The organism is Rhodococcus sp. BP-316, assembly GCF_019836105.1.
Classification (GTDB): Bacteria; Actinomycetota; Actinomycetes; order Mycobacteriales; family Mycobacteriaceae; genus Rhodococcoides.
On record NZ_JABUEE010000008.1, the window covers coordinates 133,410 to 153,635 of the forward strand.

Annotated in this window: 1 protein-coding gene; it reads left to right on the top strand. The window is 69.4% G+C overall.

All coding sequences use genetic code 11. The features are described from left to right. The first annotated feature begins 29 nt into the window (after nucleotides 1-29). On the top strand, nucleotides 30-20,222 hold the full coding sequence (locus tag HQ312_RS16525; protein WP_222639347.1) for a non-ribosomal peptide synthetase: 20,193 nt from the start codon (nucleotides 30-32) through the stop codon (nucleotides 20,220-20,222). The last annotated feature ends 4 nt before the right edge of the window (nucleotides 20,223-20,226 follow it).

Genomic DNA, 20,226 nt, shown 5'->3' on the forward strand with positions numbered 1-20,226 from the left:
CTCGGTATCGATTCACGAGGAGCACGACGATGACGGATGGCACTCCCGACGAGACCTCGAACGAGGACCGGTCGCGGGCGGAACGTCCGGGACGCGCGGGGGCACCCCGCCGCGAGCGTCCGACCAGGGAGCGCCCGCGTCGCCGGCAGCGTCCTCGCGCGGCCACCCTGCCGCAGATCCTCGCGGCCGCCGTGGAGGCGAACGCCGACGGTGTGGCTCTCGTGTTCCGCGACGAGTCCGGCGCGACCACCGAGTGGACCTACCGCGAGCTCGACGCGGCGTCGTCGAAGCTGGCGCGCGAGCTGATCGCGCGCGGCATCGGCGCCGAGGACGTGGTGGCGCTGGCCGTCACGCGGTCCGCCGAGTCGATCCTGTCGATCTGGGCGGTCGCTAAGACCGGTGCGGCATACGTGCCGGTCGATCCGAAGTACCCCGCGGACCGCATCGAGTACATGCTCACCGATTCGGGGGCCACCCTCGGGATCACCACCACGGAGCACCGCGAGACCCTGCCGGAGGGAGTGGGCCCCAGCTGGCTCGTCCTGGGCGACGCCGACCTGGACGCCGCCGTCGACGCACGGTCCGCCGAGCCGGTCACCTACGCCGATCGCGTGCGGGTGCTCGGCCCCGCGAACACGGCCTACATGATCTACACGTCCGGATCGACGGGTCGACCCAAGGGCGTCGAGGTGACGCACGCCGGCCTCTCGAGCCTGGTCGCCGAGCAGCGTGAGCGCTTCGGTATCGACGCGTCCGCCCGCACCCTCGCCGTCGCGTCCCCGAGCTTCGACGCCTCGGTCTTCGAACTGCTCATGGCCGTGGGGTCCGGAGCGACGATGGTCGTCTCGCCGCCCGACGTCTTCGGCGGCGACGATCTGACGGCTCTGCTGCGCGAGCAGCGGGTGACCCATGCCGTCATCACCCCGTCCGTGCTGGCCTCGGTCACGCCGTCGGAGTTGCCCGACCTGCGGGTCGTGGTCACCGCCGGTGAGGCGTGCCCGCCGGAACTGGTGTCCCGCTTCGTGACCGACACCCGCCGCATGTTCAACGGCTTCGGTCCGACCGAGGCCACCATCATGACCAACTGCGCGGAGCTGTTCCCGGACGCGCCCGTCTCCATCGGCGGCGCGATCCGCGACTTCCGCACGCCCGTGCTCGACGGCCGCCTGCGCGACGTCCCGGCCGGTGTCGCCGGTGAGCTGTACGCGGCGGGTCCCGGTCTGGCCCGCGGGTATCACGGTCGGCCGTCGCTCACGGCGGAGCGTTTCGTCGCGGACCCCTTCGGTGAACCCGGCTCGCGCGTGTACCGCACGGGCGACCTCGCCCGCGTGCGCAGCGGCGGCGCGGTCGACTACCTGGGTCGCTCCGACTTCCAGGTGAAGGTCCGTGGGTTCCGCATCGAACTCGGCGAGATCGACGCCGCCCTGACCGCGCACCCGGACGTCCGCTTCGCCGCGGCGGCCGGACATCAGCTGCCCGACGGCTCGACGGTGCTCGTGGCCTATGTGCAGCCCGAGCCGGGCCACGAGATCGACGTCGACGACGTCACGGCCTTCGTCGGCCGCAGCCTCACCGCGTACATGGTGCCGTCCGAGATCATCGTCATCGACGCCGTGCCCCTCACACCCGTCGGCAAGCTCGATCGCGCGGCGCTGCCGCAGCCGACCATCGGCACGTCGACGAAGGAGTACCGGGCTCCCGAGACGCGGACCGAGATCACGGTGTCCGAGGTGCTGGCGGACCTGTTGTCGGCCGAGCGCGTGGGTCTGGACGACACCTTCTTCGAACTCGGTGGCAACTCGCTGCTCGCGACCCAGGTGGTCGCCCGGATCAACCAGGCGGCGCAGTCCCGCATCGCGGTGCGGGACGTGTTCGAGGCGACCTCCGTCGCGGATCTCGCTGCGCGGGTCGATCTCTCGCTCGGTGCCCCGGAGCGGCCGCCGCTCGTGCGTCGTGATCGCTCGGGTGACCTGCCGCTGTCCTACGCCCAGCAGCGGATGTGGCTCACCAACCAGTACGACGTGGCGTCGCCCGCGTACAACCAGCCTGTCGTGCTGCGGATGACGGGTGCGCTGGATCTCGAGGCGCTCGGCCACGCGTTCGAGGATCTCATCACGCGGCACGAGACGCTGCGCACCGTCTACCCGCAGACCGACAGTGGTCCGGTGCAGCGCATCGAGCCCGCGTCGTCGGTGTCGGTGGTGCTCGATCCGGAGCGGATCGACGAGAGCTCGGTGTACGAGCGACTGACCCCGGTGGTGCTCGACGGCTTCGACGTGTCGTCCTCGGTGCCCTTCCGTGCCAAGCTCTTCCAGATCGCGGACCAGGACTACGTCCTCGCCGTGGTCATGCACCACATCGCCAGTGACGGTGGATCGCTCGCCCCGCTGGTACGCGATCTCACCACGGCCTACGTGTCGCGCAGCGCCGGTGCGGCTCCCGAGCTGCCCGAGCTCGAGGTGCAGTACGCGGACTACGCGATGTGGCACCGCGAGCTCCTCGGCGACGAGAGTGACCCGGAGTCGCTGAGCGCCAAGCAGATCGACTTCTGGACGCGCGCCCTCGCCGGCACTCCCGAGGTCATCGAACTCCCCACCGACCGGCCGCGACCGGCGCAGCCGTCGTCCCGCGGTGCGACGGTGCCGTTCCGACTCGAGACGGATGTCGTCGAGGGTCTGAACGACCTCGCGCGACGCACCAACTCGACGCTGTTCATGGTGGTGCACGCCGCCCTGGCCGTGCTGCTCTCGCGCATGGCCGCCACCGACGACGTGTCCGTCGGCACGCAGATCGCGGGCCGCGGCGAGCAGGCGCTCGATCCGCTCGTCGGCATGTTCGGCAACACGCTGGTCCTGCGATCGCATCTGGAGCCGGGGGAGTCGTTCGAGGACTTCCTGCTCCGCACCCGCACCGCGGACCTCGATGCGCTGGGCAACTCGGACCTGCCGCTGGACCGGCTGGTCGAGATCCTGCGACCCCAGCGCTCGCTCGCCTACGCGCCGCTGTTCCAGGTGCTGCTCATGCTGCAGAACTTCGAACGCACCGAGATCGAGCTGCCCGACGTCACCATCGGTCTCCTCGACTCGGACGTGCCGGTCGCGAAGCTCGACCTGACGCTGACGCTCATGGAGCAGGTGAACCCCGACGGGTCGCCCGGTCCCATCGACGGGTCGCTGCTGTACGCGACGGATCTGTTCGACGAACCCACCGCACGCACCATCGCGGAACGTTACGTCGGCATCCTCGCCGCCGTCGTGGCCGATTCCTCCACCGCCGTCGGCGATCTCCCGCTGACCACCTCCGGCGAGCAGACGCAGCTCGCCGCGCTGCGCGGCATCGACGCTCCGCTGCCCGCCGAGACCCTCGTCGACGCGTTCCGCCGCGGCGCCGCACAGGATCCGAGTCGGACCGCGCTCGTGTACGAGGGGACCTCTCTCACGTATGCCGAGTTCTCCACGCGGGTGAACCGGTTGGCACGGCACCTCGTCGCACTGGGGGTCGGTCCCGACGCCCGCGTGGCCGTCGGCATGCGCCGCTCGCTCGAGATGATGATCGGGATCTACGCGGTGCTCGAGGCCGGTGGCGCCTACGTGCCGGTGGATCCGGACCACCCGCACGAGCGCACCGAGTACGTCCTGTCCAGCGCCGCACCCGTCGTCGTGCTGACCACCACGCGCGATCACCGGGACCTGCCCGAGCACCACAACGTGATCGACGTCGACACGGTCGATCTCGCCGACGTGTCCGCGGAGCCGCTGACGGACGCGGAGCGGACGGGCACGCTCGTGCCGTCCAACATCGCCTACATCATCTACACATCGGGCTCGACCGGCCGCCCCAAGGGCGTGGCGGTCTCGCACCGCTCCGTCCTGAACCAGATGCTCTGGATGCACGAGACGTACGACCTCACGGTCGGCGACACGATGCTGCAGAAGACGCCGGTGACGTTCGACGCGTCGGTGTGGGAACTCTTCCTGCCCTTGCAGCTCGGCGCCACCCTCGTCGTCGCGCGTCCGGACGGCCACCTCGACGTGCAGTACCTGCTCGACCAGGCGCGCTCGCACGGCATCGCGATCCTCGAGTTCGTACCGTCCATGCTCGAGCTCTTCATGTCCGATGCCGGTCTGGCCCTGCCGGGATCGCTGCGCTACCTGTCGGTGGGCGGCGAGGCGTTGTCCGCCGATCTGGTGCGTCGGTTCGCGGCCTCGTCGGCCGCCGAGCTCGACAACACGTACGGCCCCACCGAGGCGACGGTCACGTCCACGCTGCACCGGACCACCGACGCCGACGTCCGTACCGTGCCCATCGGTCGCCCGATCCGTAACACCGGTGCGCGCGTGCTGGACTCGCGTCTGCACGACGTTCCGGTCGGTGTCCCGGGAGAGCTCTATCTCACGGGCGCGCAGCTGGCTCGTGGGTACTTCGGTCGGCCCGACCTCACCGCCGATCGCTTCGTCGCCGATCCCCGCACGACCGGTGAGCGGATGTACCGGACCGGCGACCTCGTCTCGGTCACCGCGTCGGGTGAGCTGGAGTTCCTCGGCCGCACCGACTTTCAGGTCAAGCTCCGTGGTCTGCGCATCGAGCTCGGCGAGATCGAGTCCGCTCTCACCGCGCACCCGGACGTGGCCCGCGCCGTGGCCATCGTGCACTCCGACGAGCGCACCGGCGAAGCTCTGGTGGCGTACATCGTGCCGGAGGCCGGGCGCGCACCGGAACTGGCGAGTGTCCTCGACCTGGTCGCCGAGCGCGTCCCCGCGTACATGGTGCCGTCGCACCTGACGGTGCTCGACGAGATCCCGCTCAGCCCCAGCGGCAAGCTCGACCGCCGCGCTCTGCCCGAGCCCGTCGACGTGTCGGGACCGCGGGAGTACCGGGCTCCGGAGACGGTGTCCGAGAAGGTCGTCGCGGACGTCTTCTCCGCACTACTCGACGCCCCGCGCGTCGGCATCGACGACTCGTTCTTCGAACTCGGCGGCAACTCGCTGGTCGGCATGCGCGCCGTCGCGCGGGTCAACGAGGCGCTGTCCAGCTCCATCGGCGTCCGCGATCTGTTCGAGAAGCCCACGGTGGCTGCGCTCGCCGCCCGGATCGACGCCGCGGCACACACCGGCCGTACCCGGCCCGTGCTGGCGCCGAGGGAGCGCCCGGAGCGAATTCCGCTGTCGCTCGCGCAGTCCCGCATGTGGTTCGTCAACCAGTTCGACACCGAGTCGGCGGCCTACAACATCCCGCTCGTCATCACGCTGCGCGGTGCGCTCGACGTGGACGTGCTGCGCGCGGCCGTCGGCGACGTGCTCGAGCGCCACGAGTCTCTGCGTACGCTCTACCCGCAGGTGGACGGCACGCCGTACCAGGTGATCCTGCCCGCCGACCGGGTCGCCGGACAATTCGCCGTGACCGAGGTCGCCGCGGACGACGTGCAGGCGCGCGTCCTCGACATGGTGACCTCCGGCTTCGACGTCACCGCGGAGGTGCCGCTGCGCGGCGCACTGCTGCGGACGTCGGACACCGAGGCCGTGCTGGCGTTCGTCGTGCACCACGTCAGTGCCGACGGATTCTCGATGGGCCCGCTCGCCCGCGACGTCATGACCGCCTACGCGGCACGTCAGGCCGGCACGCCGGCGTGGTCCGAGAACGGCCCGCTGCGTCCGCTGACCGTGCAGTACGCGGATTTCTCCCTGTGGCAGCGCGAGATGCTGGGCTCCGAGTCCGACCCGGAATCACTGGCGTCGCAGCAGGAGTCGTACTGGGTGACGCAGCTCGACGATCTGCCAGAGGTGCTCACGCTCCCGTCGGACCGCCCGCGTCCCGCGGTGTCCACCGGGGCCGGGTCCGCGGTCCACCACACGATCGATGCCGAGATCCACACTCGCGCGGCAGACTTCGCACGCGCCCACGACGCGAGCCTCTTCATGGTCGTGCACAGTGCGCTCGCCGTCGTACTCGCCCGACTGTCGAACACCACCGACATCGCCGTCGGTGCCCCCATCGCCGGTCGCGGCGAGGAAGCGCTCGACGACCTCGTCGGCATGTTCGTCAACACGCTCGTGCTGCGCACGCAGGTCTCGCCGCACGCCACGTTCACCGAGCTGCTCGCCGAGACGAAGACCGTGGACCTCGGCGCCTTCGGCAACGCGGACATCCCCTTCGAGCGGCTCGTCGAGGTCCTCGCTCCGGAGCGCTCGACATCGCACAACCCGCTCTTCCAGGTGGCGCTGGCGTTCCAGAACCTCGAGCGCACGACGTTCGAACTCGGCGGCCTCGAGGTCGCCCGGTACGACGCCGGCATCCACTCCGCGAAGTTCGACCTGTCCATCGAGATCACCGAGACGGTGGAGGACGGCGGGCAGGCCGGAGGCCGGTCGGGTGACGTACAGGCCGCGGGCATGACGATGGAGGTGACGTACTCCACCGACCTGTTCGACGCGGAGACCGTCACGCTGTTCTGCGAGCGCTTCGAGCGCGTGCTGGCCGCGGCGATCGAGACGCCCGACCGCGCCGTCGGCGACATCCCACTGCTCGACTCCGAGGAGGCGGCGTCGTTGGCACCCGTCACCGGGGACGACGCGGTGGCGGAGCGGACGCTCGGCGACCTCCTCGTCGATGCCGTCGAGAGCAACCCCGACGGCCCGGCACTGGTCTTCGACTCCGCGGTCCTGTTCGACGGGACGTCGGTGTCCTACCGCGAACTCGGCGAGTTCTCGGCTCGACTCGCCCGCGTGCTCATCGACCGGGGCATCGGAGCCGGATCCGCCGTGGCGCTGTCCGTCCCGCGCTCCGCGGAGTCGGTCGCGTTGATGTGGGCGGTGACCCGTACGGGTGCGGCCTTCGTCCCGATCGACCCCAACTACCCGGCCGATCGCATCGAGCACATGGTGACCGACTCGGGCGTCCGTGTCGGCCTGACGCTCGGCGTGCACCGGGCGTCCCTGCCCGACGAGATCGACTGGCTCGTCGTCGATTCCGACGAGATCCGGGCACAGGTCTCGGCCGCGTCGGCGAATCCGATCACCGACGCCGACCGCCCGACGGCCGTCACGCCGGCCGACCGCGCGTACATCATCTACACCTCCGGTTCCACCGGTCTGCCCAAGGGCGTCTCGGTGTCCCATCGTGGTCTGGCGAATCTCGCAGCCACCCAGGCGGAGACGTATCGGGTCGATCGGCACTCTCGGGTACTGCACTTCGCCTCTCCGAGCTTCGACGCCTCCCTGCTGGAAGTGCTGTTGTCGTTCTCGTCGTCCGCGGCGATGGTGGTCGCACCGACGTCGATCTACGGTGGAGAGGACTTCGCACAGTTCATCCGCCGACACGAGGTGACGCACGCGTTCATCACCCCGGCGGCGTTGACGTCGATGGATCACCAGGGCCTTCCGTCGCTGCAGACGGTGGCGGTGGGTGGAGAATCCTTCGATCGGAACCTCGTGGCTCGGTTCGCGCCGGGCCGTCGGATGTTGAACGCGTACGGCCCCACCGAGACCACGATCGTCTCGCACCTGGGCGGCCCGCTGAGTCCGGACGGCCCGGTGTCCATGGGTGGCCCGATCCGCGGCGGTCGTGCCATGGTGCTCGACAGTCGACTGGGCCCCGTTCCGGTCGGTGTTCCGGGTGAGCTCTACACCGCGGGACCCGGTGTGGCGCAGCACTACCACGAGCGCCGGGCACTCTCGTCCGAGCGCTTCGTCGCCGACCCGTACGGTCAGCCCGGAACCCGCATGTACCGGACCGGCGATGTCGTGCGCTGGTGGCGACGTCCGGGGACGGACGAGCTCGAACTCGAGTACGTCGGCCGAGGTGACTCGCAGATCAAAGTTCGCGGCTTCCGCATCGAGCCCGGCGAGATCGATGTCGTCGTCTCCTCCCATCCCGAGGTGCAGTTCGCGGTGACCACCCCGTTCACCACGGCAGCGGGCTCGACGGTGCTGGTCACGTACGTCACGCTCACTCCCGGATCTCGTCTGCGGGAATCGGACGTCACCGAGTGGGCTGCGGAATCGCTGCCGGCTCACATGGTTCCGTCGGCCGTGGTCCTCATGGACGAGGTGCCGCTGGGCGCCACCGGCAAGGTCGACCGACGGTCTCTGCCGACGCCCGAGTTCGGCACCGACACCGACACCTACCGCGAGCCCGGCACCGAGACCGAGCGTGCCCTCGCTGCTGTGTTCTCCGATGTTCTCGGGGTCGAGCGCGTGGGCGCCGACGACGACTTCTTCGCCCTGGGCGGCGATTCCATCGTCTCCATCCAGCTGGTATCGCGTGCTCGCGCCGCCGGACTGTCCCTCAGCCCGCGTGACGTCTTCGAGCGCCGCACCGTCGCCGCGCTGGCGGCCGTCGTGTCGTCGGGGGAGAACGCCGTCCGCATGCTGCCCGAACTCGAGGGTGGCGGCGTCGGATCGCGTCCGCTGACCCCGGTGGAGCACTTCATGACCCGCCGCGGCGGCGCCTACGAGCGCTTCTCGCAGAGCGTCGTACTGGACCTGCCGACGGGTATCGACGAGCCCGGCATGACCGCGACACTGCAGGCCGTGCTGGACCGTCACGACATGTTCCGCGCGAGCCTCACCGGGTCGCTCGACGACGGCTTCGAGATCGTCACCGCGGCACCGGGTTCGGTGGACGCCGCGTCGCTGCTCACCCGAGTCGACGTCGACGCCGACGTCACGGGCGACGACCTCGAGAAGGTGGCCCGCACGGCACTCGACTCGGCACTGGATCGCCTCTCGACGGCCGACGGTCGTCTCGTGCAGTTCGTCTGGCTGGACCGGGGGCCGTCGACCGGCGGCCACCTCGTCGTCGCCGGCCATCACCTCGCCGTCGACGGTGTCTCGTGGCGCATCATCGTGCCGGACCTGGTCACCGCGTGGTTCGGCGTGTCCTCCGGGACCGAGCCGACTCTGCAACCGGTGGGCACGTCGATGCGTACCTGGGCGCACGCGCTCGTGGACCAGGCGCCGTCGCGTCGTTCGGAACTGCCGTTCTGGAGTTCCGTCGTGCGGTCCGAGGACGTGCTGCTCGGCGACCGCGATCTCGACCCTGCCGTCGACGTGCAGGCCACGCTCGACAAGGTGCGCGTCACCGTCCCGGCGGACGTCACGACCGCCGTCGTCACCGCTCTGCCGCAGGTGTTCCGGGGCGGCGTGAACGACGGACTGTTGTCCGCACTGGCTCTGGCCGTGGCGAAGTGGCGCCGTGAGCGCGGCACCGAGACGTCGTCGCTGCTGCTGCGCCTCGAGGGCCACGGCCGCGAGGAGGACGTGCTCGGTGACGCCGGACTCGCGGATCTGTCGCGGACCGTCGGCTGGTTCACGTCGATCTTTCCCGTGCTGCTCGACCTCACCGACGTCGACCTCGACGACGCGTTCGCCGGTGGCGCCGCGGCCGGCCGAGCTGTCAAGGCCGTCAAGGAACAGCTGCTCGCGGTGCCCGATCGCGGTATGGGCTACGGCATGCTGCGCTACCTCGACGAGACGGGACGCTCGGTTCTCGCGCGATCCGTCGGCCAGATCAGCTTCAACTACCTGGGCCGCCTGTCCGCGGGCGAGCTGCCCGAGGGTGCGGAGGGTCTGGGCTTCCTCCCGTCGTCCGACATCACCACCCTCGCGGACGTGCCTCTCGATGCCGACATGCCGGCGATCGCCGTGCTCGACATCAACGCAGTCCTCGCGGACGAGCAGCTCGGTGCCACGTTCGCCTTCCCCCGCGGCATCCTGTCGTCGGAGGACGTGTCCGCGCTCGGCACCTACTGGGTCGAGGCGCTCACGGCGCTCGCTCAGCACGTCGGGAGCGGCGATGCCGGCGGCCTCACGCCGTCGGACGTACCGCTGGTGCCGGTGTCGCAGAAGGACATCGAGGTCTTCGAGAACGAGATGTCCGATGCCGGGTCTCATCTCGAGGACGTCTGGTCCCTTGCTCCGCTGCAGGCGGGTCTGCTGTTCCACTCGTCGATGCAGCCGGCCGGCGCTCCCGACGTCTACGTCATGCAGGTCGTGATGGACCTGACCGGCGACGTCGACCGGGACCGGTTCGTCGCCGCGGCCGGTGCGCTGCTCGCGCGCTACGACGGGCTGCGGACATCGTTCCGCACCACCGCGGACGGTCGTGCGGTGCAACTGGTTCCGAGTTCCGCCGAGGTTCCGTGGGTCGACGTCGACCTGCGCGGCCACGACGACATCGAGGGCGACCTGCGCGTCGAGCTCGAGACCGAGCGGGACCGCCGGTTCGCGATGGACAGTGCGCCGCTGGTGCGCTTCCGGATGATCCGCACCGCCGACGACGCGGTCACGCTGTCGTTCATGGCGCATCACATCGTCATCGACGGATGGTCGATGCCGCTGGTGCTCAAGGATCTCCTCACGCTGTACGCCCTGCGCGGAGATGCGTCGCTGCTTCCCGAGGTCCGGTCCTACCGCTCCTTCCTGGAGTGGCTGTCGGTCCGCGACCGCGCCGTCTCGGTCAAGGCGTGGACCACCGCTTTCGCCGGCGCTGAGGAGCCGACGCTGTTGTCGGGCATCACCGATACGTCCGGGGTCTCGACCGACACGGGTCGGGTCGAGGTCGTCATGGACGAGAAGGTCACGTCCGAGCTGACCGATCTGGGGTCGCGTCTCGGTGTCACGCTCAGCACGATCGTGCAGGCGGCGTGGGGTCTCGTGCTCGCGCGCCAGTTGGGCCGCGACGACGTGGCGTTCGGTGGGACGGTCTCCGGTCGCCCCGCCGACCTCGAGGGCGTCGAGACCATGGTCGGCCTGTTCATCAACACGCTGCCCGTCCGCGTGCGCATCGACGAGTCCGACAGCATCGAGTCCTTCCTGCTCCGGTTGCAGGAGGAGCAGACGGCGTTGCTCGACCACCACTACCTGGGGCTGGCGGACATCACCACCGCTGTCGGCCCGGGCGCGGTGTTCGACTCGATCACCGTTCTCGAGTCCTACCCGGTGGACGAGGAGGGCTTGAAGGCCGCCGCGTCCATCGACGGCATGGCCGTCACCGGTGCTCAGGTGCTCGACGCGACGCACTACCCGATCAACGTGGTCACGTTCGCGGACACGCAGATCCGCATGACGTTGCGCTACCTGCGCGACCTGTTCTCCGACGAGTACGTGTCCGCACTGGGCAGTCGCCTGCAGGCCGTGTTCGCGGCGTTCGCCACGTCACCGGGTGCGCCCGTCGGCCGCATCGAGACGCTGCTCGCCGACGAGCGTGCTGACCTGCTGTCGCGCCGCGGATCCGCCGACGTCGACGAGCGCACGCTCGTCCGGATCCTGGAGGACGCCGCGGATCACGCTCCCAGCAGACTCGCCGTCCGCCAGGGATCGGTGCAGTGGACGTACGAAGAGCTCGACGCTCGTGCCGCGCGCCTCGCACGCGTCCTCGTCGACGCGGGTGTCGGACCGGACGTCGTGGTGGCCGTGGCGGTTCCGCGGTCACCCGAGTTCGTGCTCTGCGTCTGGGCGGTCGCCAAGGCGGGCGGTTACGTGGTGCCCGTCGACCCGGCACACCCTGCCGAGCGCATCGACTACATGGTGCACGACTCGACGGCGGCGCTCGGCATCACGACGGTCGCCGACCGCCCCGCCGACGTCGACGGGCTGCGGTGGCTCGTCCTCGACGACGAGCAGTTCGCGGCCGACGTCGACTCCCGCTCGCCCGAGCGCCTCACCGACGGTGAGCGTCTCGGCACCGTACGCATGAGCAACGCGGCGTACATGATCTACACGTCCGGATCGACCGGTCGCCCCAAGGGTGTCGTCGTCCCGCACACCGGTCTCGCCAATCTGGTGGCCGCACAGACGGACTCGCTGGGGATCGATCACGCGTCGATCATTCTGGCCGTGGCGTCGACGAGCTTCGACGCGTCGATCTTCGAGATCCTGCTGGCCGCCGGCAACGCGGTTCCGCTCGCACCGGCGCCCGCCGGGTTCTACGGCGGACCCGATCTGGCGCGCTTCGTCACCGACGAGGGTGTCACCCACATGGTGATCACGCCGTCCGCGCTGGCGACCGTCGAGCCGGACGCGGTGCCGTCCGTGCGCGCCGTCATGCCCGTCGGCGAGGCTCTTCCGCCGGATCTGATGGCGGCGTGGGCGACGTCCGGCCGCACCGTCGTCAACGGGTACGGACCCGCCGAGACGACGATCATGATCAACGCGTCGGTGCCCCTCTCCGCAGGCGATCCGATCACGGTGGGCGGTCCCAGCAAGGGCACTCGCGAGTACGTGCTGGACGGCCGACTGCGGCCCGTGCCCGTCGGCGTTCCCGGTGAGCTCTACGCCGGAGGTCCGGGTGTCGCGCGCGGCTACTTCGGCCGCCCGACGCTCACCTCCGAGCGCTTCGTCGCCGATCCGTACGGTCCCGCGGGGAGCCGTCTGTACCGCACCGGCGACGTGGTCCGCTGGACCGAGGCCGGCACCGTCGAGTACATCGGCCGCAGCGACTTCCAGGTCAAGATCCGTGGCCAGCGCATCGAGCTCGGCGAGATCGATGCCGCGCTCACGTCCCATCCGGACGTCGACTTCGCCGTGACGGTCGGCCACCGATCCGTCGGTGGCGTCACCGATCTCGTGTCCTACGTCTTGCCGGCGGCGTCCCTGCTCGAGGCGGGCGCGACCCTGGACGTCGCGGCCGTGCACGCATCTGTCAAGGAGAGCCTGCCCGCGCACATGGTGCCCGCGGTGATCATGCCGCTCACCTCCGTGCCGCTGAACCCGGTCGGCAAGCTCGACCGTGCCGCGTTGCCGGAGCCCACCCTGGTGCGGCAGCAGGCCGAGTACCGCGCCCCGGAGACGCCCGAGGACCAGGCCGTCGCCGAGGTGTTCGCCGATCTTCTCGGCGTGGAGCGGGTCGGTGTGGACGACAGCTTCTTCGATCTCGGCGGCAACTCGCTCGTGGCCACCCAGGCCGTCGCGCGTATCAACGCGGCACTGGACACCCACATCGGCGTGCGCGACATCTTCGACGCGTCGACCGTGGGCGAACTCGCGGCGCGCGCACTCTCGGGTGGAGTCGGTCGTCGCCCCGCGCTCGTCGCGGGCGAGCGGCCCGATCCGGTGCCGCTGTCGCTCGCACAGCGCCGCATGTGGTTCCTCAACCAGTTCGACACCAGCTCGCCCGCGTACAACATCCCGCTGGCAGTGCGCCTCACCGGCACGCTCGACGTCGCCGCGCTGGAGGAGGCCGTCCGCGACGTCCTCGCCCGGCACGAGACGCTGCGCACGGTGTACCCCGGGTCGGAAGAGGGTCCCTACCAGGTGATCCTGGGTGTGGACGACGTTCCCCTTGACCTGGCGCCACGTCCGGTCGAGACCGCCGGTGTGCCCGGCGCGTTGTTCGAGTTCATCGCGTCCGGGTTCGACGTCACGGCCGCCGTGCCCGTGCGCGGTCTGCTGCTCGAGTTCGTCGACCCGGCCGGCGACGCGGCGGAGTACGTGCTGTCCATCGTCGTGCACCACATCTCCGCGGACGGATTCTCGCTCGGCCCGCTGGCACGTGACGTCATGGTCGCCTACTCGGCGCGCGTCGCCGGAGCGATCCCGGAGTGGGCACCCCTGCCCGTGCAGTACGCCGACTACGCGCTGTGGCAGCGCGAGGTGCTGGGATCGGAGAGCGACCCGGAGTCGTTGACCGCCCAGCAGATCGCGTACTGGAAGCAGCAGCTCGCCGGTCTGGACGATCCGATCGAGCTGCCGACCGACAGGCCGCGCCCGGCGGTTCAGTCCATGCTCGGCCACTCGGTGCAGTTCGCGCTGACCCCCGAGCAGACGGCCGGACTGCGCGCCGTCGCCGCGTCGCGTCAGGGCACGCTGTTCATGGCCGTGCACGCGGCGTGGTCCGTGCTGCTCGGTGCCCTGTCGGGCTCGCGCGACATCGCCGTCGGAACCCCGATCGCCGGACGTGGCGAGCGCGAACTCGACGACATGGTCGGCATGTTCGTCAACACGCTGGCACTGCGTCTCGACGTCGATCCGGATGCGTCGTTCGCCGATCTGGTCGCGGCCGCCCGCTCGGTCGACCTGGCCGCGTTCGGTCACGCCGATGTGCCGTTCGAGCAGCTCGTCGAGGCCGTCGACCCGCGTCGGTCGACCGCGTACCACCCGATCTTCCAGGTGGGCTTCTCGTTCCAGAACCTCGCGCCGGTGACGTTCGAGCTCCCCGACCTCACCGTCGGGGACGTCGGGCTCGAGGCCGCGGTCTCGCAGTTCGATCTGCACCTCATCGTGAGTGAGGGAGCCGAGGACGGCTCGCTGCAGTCGGTGCTCACCTTCGCCGAGGCGCTGTTCGACCGCGCCACGGCCGAGTCGTTCACCGAGCGCTTCTCCCGCGTGGTCGACGCGCTGATCGCCCGTCCGGACGCACCGGTGCACACCGCGGACGTCCTGAGTGCGGACGAGCGTCGGTCGATCCTGGTGGACACCAACGACACTCGTGTCGTCGGCTCGCCCACCTCCGTCGCACGGATGTTCGCCGACCGCGTCGCCGAGCGTCCCGGCGTCGCGGCCCTGACCGAGGGTGACGTCTCACTCACGTACGGCGAGTTCGGCTCTCGCGTCGCACGTCTGGCGCGCAGGTTGCTCGCCGACGGCGTGCGGACCGGTGATCTCGTCGCCGTGGCGATGCCGCGGTCGACCGAGTCGATGGTCGCGATGTACGCGGTGGTCCAGGCCGGTGCGGCCTACCTGCCGATCGACCTCGACCACCCGGCCGAGCGCACGGAGTACGTGCTGGGTGATGCCCGGCCGTCGCTGATCCTGCTGGGCGGTCGAGCTCTGTCGGCGCCCTCGGACGTCCCGACGATCGACGTGCTCACGGCGGAGCTCTCGGACTTCTCCGACGCTCCCGTCACCGACGACGAGCGCAGCCGCCCGCTGTCGGCCGAGGACCCCGTGTACGTCATCTACACCTCGGGGTCGACCGGACGTCCCAAGGGCGTCGCGCTGCCGCATCGCGCTGTGGCGAACCAGCTCTGGTGGATCCAGAACGAGTTCGAACTCACGGCGGACGACGCGATGGTGCAGAAGACACCGTCCACGTTCGACCTGTCGGTGTGGGAGCTGTGGTGGCCGCTGACCGCGGGCGCCCGGTTGGTGATCGGTTCGCCCGAGGCGAACCGGGACCCCACCGAACTCGCGCGACTGATGCGCGAGCAGAACGTCACCGTCGCCGACTTCGTGCCGTCGCTCCTCGGTGCGTTCGCCTCGGTGGCGTCGGCCGAGGACGTCGCGTCACTGCGAGCGGTCCTGTGCATCGGCGAGGCGCTGCCGCGCGATGTGGTCACCGCGTTCGGCCGACTGTCCGACGCTCCGGTGGTGAACCTCTACGGACCGACGGAGGCTGCGGTCTCGGTCACCGTGCACCACATCGCGTCCGACGAGACGGGTCCGGTGTCCATCGGTGGACCCGAGGCGAACGTGCAGGTCTACGTTCTCGATTCGCGACTGCAGCCGGTACCCGTCGGTGTCGCGGGTGAGCTCTACCTCGCGGGCGATCAGCTGGCGCTCGGCTACTTCGGCAACACCACCCTGACGGCGGAGCGCTTCGTCGCCGATCCGTTCGGGTCCGGCAGGCTCTACCGCACCGGTGACGCGGTCCGCTGGGTCACCCGCGGTGACGCACGGGTGCTCGAGTTCGTCGCCCGCACCGACGACCAGGTCAAGGTGCGCGGTTTCCGTATCGAACTCGGCGAGGTCGAGGCCGCGCTGACCACCGCCGACGGTGTCGCCGCATCGGCCGCCACCGTCGCCCGTACCGCCGGCGGCGAGCTGCTGGTGGGCTACGTGGTGCCCGAGAAGGACGTCACCCTCGACGTCGACGCGGTGCGATCCGCTGCGGCCGAAGCGGTTCCGGGCTACATGGTTCCCGCGCGCATCGTGGTGATCGACGAGTTGCCGCTGAGCGTCAACGGCAAGCTCGACCGTCGCCGGCTGCCGTCGATCGATCTGGACGTGGCGCGGGAGTACCGCGCGCCGTCCACCCCGGTCGAGGAGATCGTCGCCGCCGCGTACGCCGCTGTGCTCGGTGTCGAGCGAGTCGGCATGGACGACAACTTCTTCGAGCTCGGTGGCAACTCGCTGTCGGCGACGCAGGTGGTGGCGCGGGTCAACGCCCGGCTGAACACCCGCATCGGCATCCGCGAGATGTTCGAGTCGGCCGACGTCGCGACGTTCGCGGCGCGCGCCGAGTCGGCGTCGACGTCGGACACCCGTGCACCGCTGGTGCCCGTCGAACGTCCTGCCCACGTGCCGCTCTCGCTCGCGCAGTCGCGCATGTGGTTCCTCAACCGTCTGGAGCCGGAGTCGTCCTCGTACAACATTCCGATCGCGGTGCGCTTCACAGGCGATCTGAACGTGGACGCGCTTCGCGATGCCATCGACGACGTCGTCGACCGACACGAGAGCCTCAGGACCGTGTATCCCGCCGACAGTGGGGCGCCCGAACAGGTCGTGCTGCCTGCAGGTCGAGGCGTCGACGTGACGGAGGTCGACCTGCGGACCGAGGACGACGCCGAGAGTGCGGTCGTTCGAATGGTCACGTCGATGGCCTCGACACCCTTCGACGTCACGACTGCTCCGCCGCTGCGGGTGGCGGTGCTCACCGTCGACTCGAGGTCGCACGTCCTGGTGGTCGTGGTGCACCACATCGCTGCGGACGGATTCAGTGCCGGTCCGCTCGCTCGTGACATCGCTGTCGCCTACGTCTCGAGAGCGCTGGGGAACAGTCCGACGTGGCAACCGCTCGATGTGCAGTACGTCGACTACACGCTGTGGCAGCGTGCTGTGTTGGGGGCGCCCGACGACCCGTCCTCGTTGTTGGCCTCGCAGGGTGTCTACTGGACATCTGTACTCGAGGGCCTCGTGGACGAGATCGGATTGCCCTTCGACCGTCCTCGCACTGCCACACCGTCGAACCGCGGCTCGACCGTGGACGTGCGAGTGGACGCCGGCACGGGATCGCGAGTGCGGGATCTGGCGCGGGCCGCCAATGCCACCCCGTTCATGGTCGTGCACGCAGCCCTCGCTGTGACTCTCCACCGTCTCACCGGGGAGAACGACGTGGCGATCGGCACTCCGTACGCGGGACGAGGCCTCGCCGAGCTGGATCAGATGATCGGCATGTTCGTGAACACACTCGTTCTGCGAACCGAGATGGCACCGTCGGCCACCTTCGCGGACGTTCTCGGTCACGCGAAGGAGCGTGCACTCGGTGCGTTCGCTCATGCCGACGTCCCGTTCGAGCAGGTGGTCGAGATGATGGACCTGCCCAGGGCCACGTCACGGCACCCTCTCTTCCAGGTCATGCTCGCGTTCCAGAACCTGAGGAACGAGCGCCTGACGCTCCCCGAGCTGTCGGTCGAGGGCCTCGAGATCGACCCTGGCATCGCCAAGTTCGACCTGCAATTGACCATGGCGGACGATCCCGACGGAATCGGTGGATATCTCGCACGGTTCATCTACGCCGTCGACCTGTTCGACGAGGAGACGGTCAGGCGTATCGCGGACGAGTTCACGAGCGTCCTCGACGCTGCGGTCGGCGATCCCACTGCCCGCATCGATTCCCTCATTGCTCCGTCCGAGGAGGACATCCGAACGGTCACCGCGTTCGGCGGGCTCGATCGTCGAGGATCGGGCGGTACAGAGACTCTGTTCGAACAGTTCCGTCGGACCGTGCTCGCCGCGCCTGACGACGTCGCAGTCTTCTGCGACGCCTCCGAGACCACACTGACCTACGGACAGCTCTCCGAGGAGATCGTCTCGGTGGCGTCCGAACTGATGGCTGCGGGAGTCGGCCCGGAATCGACGGTCGCGGTCGTCCTTCCACGATCGGCACGACAGCTCGTCGCGTTCCACGCCGTGGTGGCGGCCGGTGCTGCGTACGTTCCGGTGGACCCGAGTCACGCAGTGGACCGCAACGAGGTCCTGGTGCTGGACAGTGGCGCGCGCTACCTTCTCTCGGACCGAGAATCGATGAACGAGTCCGGACTGGATTCCGTCGCGGACGGGCGAACCCGTCTCGATCTCGATGCCATGTCCGGTACGGACGATGACACCGCGCTCGCTCAGGTTCTGCGGCGCCAGCGCGAGATCCACCCCTCGACGCCCGCCTACGTCATGTTCACCTCGGGATCGACCGGTCGTCCCAAAGGCGTCGTCGTGCCTCACGATGCTGTGTCGACCAGTATGGAATGGCGTCAGAACGAGTACTCGCTCGACGCGAGCGACGTCGTGTTCCACAAGACGCCGATGACCTTCGACGCATCGGTGAGGGAATTGTGGTGGCCGCTGCTGGTCGGCGCCCGGCTGGTGATCGCACGACCCGGTGGCCACCTCGACATGCGGTATCTCGCTGACGTCGTGGACGAACGACAGGTCACGGTGATGCACTTCGTTCCCTCGGTGCTGCGTCTCTTCGTCGACGCGATCGCGCCGGGGAGGTGCAGTTCACTTCGCCTGCTCGTCAGTGGAGGTGAGCGACTCCCGACCGATCTGGTGGCCTCGGTCGCGGCGCTCGGGATCGTGCGGCCGACCAACGAGTACGGTCCCACGGAGACGACACTGTCCGTTGCTCGGCACCGCTCGACGGGCTCCGAATCCGGTGCTGTCCCGATCGGTCCTCCCATGGGAACGACCGCGGCGACGGTGAGGAACACGACACTCCGACTGGTCGGACCCTCGGTGCACGGCGAGCTGTACCTCGCGGGACCTCAGCTCGCACGTGGATACGCCTCGCGGCCCGGCGACACCGCCACCAGGTTCGTTGCCGATCCGAGCGGCACTCCGGGCTCGCGCATGTACCGCACGGGCGATGTCGTGCGGTGGGACGGTGAGGGTGAGCTGATCTACTCGGGCCGAACCGACGATCAGGTCAAGGTCAACGGTGTCAGAGTGGAACTGGGTGAGGTGGAGTCTGCTCTGCGCGGTCTCGACGGCATCACCGATGCCGCGGTCGTGGTGCGGAGAACCGGTGGGCGCAGTCGTCTACTGGGCTACGTCGTGTCCAGTGAGCCGAACCCGGACGAGACCGAGATGAGACGACGGTTGTCGGAGACGGTCCCGGACTTCCTTGTCCCTGCCCGGATAGTCGCGCTCGATGCATTGCCGCTGAACGCCAGTGGCAAGGTCGACAGGCGGGCACTCCCGGAGCCGACCACGCAGAGGTTCGCGTCGCGGGAGCCACGCGACGAGCTCGAGCGCCGGATCTGCGCTGCGATGGCCGATGTTCTCGAATCCGACGCCGTCGGTCCGGACGACAGCTTTTTCGGCTTGGGAGGAAACTCGCTGGGCGTCATGGAGCTCACCGCAGCACTCCGACGCGACCTCGGCGTGGAGGTTCCGCTGCGGCAGATCTTCCTGGGTCCGACTCCGGCCGACATCGCCGATCACATCCGCAGCGTCGGCGACGGCTCGACCACCGCGTCGACCACGGGGCTGCAGGACATGTTGGGAGTCGTGCTGCCACTTGCCGGCGGGGAAGGGCGACCGGTCTTCTGCGTGCACCCTGTGTCCGGTCTGTCCTGGAGCTTCGGGGCTCTCGCACCCCACCTCGACGAGGTTCCGCTGTACGGACTGCAGCCGCCCGGCCTACTCGACGTCGACGCTCAGGCAACTTCTGTCGCGGCCTTGGCCCGGACCTACGTCGACGCCATACTCTCCGTGCAGACCGAGGGCCCGTACCGTCTGCTCGGGTGGTCACTCGGTGGCAGGATCGCCCACGAGATGGCTGTTCAGCTGCAACAGCGTGGCGCGGTCGTCGAGTCGTTGGTGATGCTGGACTCCTACGCCCACTCGCTGGACACGACGAACGACGCCGAGGACGCGGATCATCTGACCGATTTCCTGGCTGCATCCGGGCTCGTCGACGGGTCCCTGACAGCACCCGACGATGTCGCGTCCGCGTCCGAGTCGGCCGATGCCCTGGTCGACTATCTCTCGACGAGCACAGCTCTCGCGGGACAGGTGGATCCGCAAATCATTCGGAATGTGATCACGACGGCGACCGTCAACGGTGCGCTGGGTGCCGAGCATCATCCGGGTAGGTACCACGGTGAGATCGTGATGTTCTCAGCAGTGGAAGGGCGTGGGGACGAAGCGGGTCCGGCTGCATCGTGGGAGCCGTTCGCGGACGTGGTCACGGACATACCCGTCGATGTGAGCCACTGGCAGATGACGAGCGACCGAGCCCTGACGATCATCGGCCCCGCACTCAGGGACGTGTTCGTCCGCCGGTGACGGC

Coding starts and splice junctions, on each gene's coding strand:
- HQ312_RS16525 (WP_222639347.1), top strand. CDS start 30: ATGACGGATGGCACTCCCGACGAGACCTCGAACGAGGACCGGTCGCGG.